The sequence below is a fragment of the Leptospira borgpetersenii serovar Javanica genome (genome assembly GCF_003046425.1).
In the GTDB taxonomy this organism is placed as follows: Bacteria; Spirochaetota; Leptospiria; order Leptospirales; family Leptospiraceae; genus Leptospira; species Leptospira borgpetersenii.
The window spans coordinates 1-1,475 of the sequence record NZ_QAJG01000065.1; the positions used below are offsets into that span (position 1 = coordinate 1).

Here is a 1,475-nt window from a genome sequence, read left to right on the forward strand (position 1 = left end):
CCATAACGTTACCCACAAATATCGGAAAGAATTAGATTTTTAAATGAACTTCTCCAAAATAGTAAAGGGACGTATAATGGATGCTAAACATTGGAGTAGTACACTCGGAACGGAATTAGATTGGGTGGAAGAAGAATATGTGTCACTGAGCTTAGGAGATAAAAGATTAGATAAACGACTAAAGAAAATAGTCAGCATGATGACCAAGCGAGGTGGAATGAGTTTGCCAGATATATTTGGCAATTGGTCAGGCACGAAGGGTGCATATCGTTTTTTTCAAATCCGAAAGTATGTTATGATAAGATAATATCTCCTCATAGCCAAGCAACAAAGAACCGAATACAAAAACAAGAAAGAGTATTGGTGTTAAGCGACACAACGGAAATCTATTATAGAAAAAGGGATCGAGTTGAAGGATTGGGACCGATGAACTCGGAATACAATCAGGGTCTTCTATTGCATCCATCGATAGCGTTTACGACAGATGGAATTCCTTTAGGGATACTGGATTTAAAAATGTGGTCACGGACGGTATTAGGTGGAAATCGAAGTCAAGATGGAAGAAAGATGTCCATCGAAGATAAGGAAAGTGTAAAGTGGATTCAAGGATACAGAGCCCTCTGTGAATTTGCAAAAAAATCGGATTCTAAATACGTATATATCTGCGATAGAGAAGCGGATATATACGAACTATTCCAGGAATACGTAGTTGCTGGCGAAAACGCCCCTGATATGCTTATACGCGCAAATCACGAAAGGAAGATAGAAGGTGGCGGTTGTTCTTGGTCCTATCTTGAAACTTTGGAACCTGCACATACATATACGATTACTGTACCAAGAAAAAAAGGAAAAGAAGCAAGAGAAGCAATAATCCAACTTCGATTTGAAAAGCTAACGATAAAATCCCCTCAATACAAGAAATTAGAAAATATTGATATGCATGCGTTAACCGCAACTGAAGTAGACGGACCCAAGGAAGAATCTATCGATTGGAAATTTCTAACCACAATTCCTATTCACAATTCGGAAGACGCCAAAAGAGTAATCTCATATTACAAAAGCCGTTGGGGTATTGAAGTATTCTTCAAGGTTTTAAAGTCGGGATGTAATATTGAATCCACTCAATTTAAATTTGGAGATCAATTCAAAGCTTGTATTGCAGTCTCTGCTATCGTTGCTTGGAGAGTTATGATGTTAACATTCTTAGGTAGAAATATTCCAGGCTTAAAAGCGTCCATCATGTTCGAGTCTTTTGAATGGAAGGGCATTTATTGTCGAATTTTTGAAACTCCAAAACCACCGAAGGAAGAACCAGATTTGGATTCCGTTTTAAGCTGGATCGCTAAATTAGGTGGACACTTGGATCGTAAATCCGACGCTCCACCTGGGCCACTTACCATTTTTAAAGGCCTTATGAGAGCTGTTGAAATCGGATTTATGTTCAAATTACTTACAAAACCTTAACTTGTGGGTAA

At 38.2% G+C, this 1,475-nt stretch carries 1 pseudogene; it reads left to right on the plus strand.

Annotated features, from left to right (window positions below):
* Window positions 1–76: 76 nt before the first annotated feature.
* Window positions 77–1,464, plus strand: a pseudogene (locus CLV95_RS18520) (IS4 family transposase).
* Window positions 1,465–1,475 lie beyond the last annotated feature (11 nt).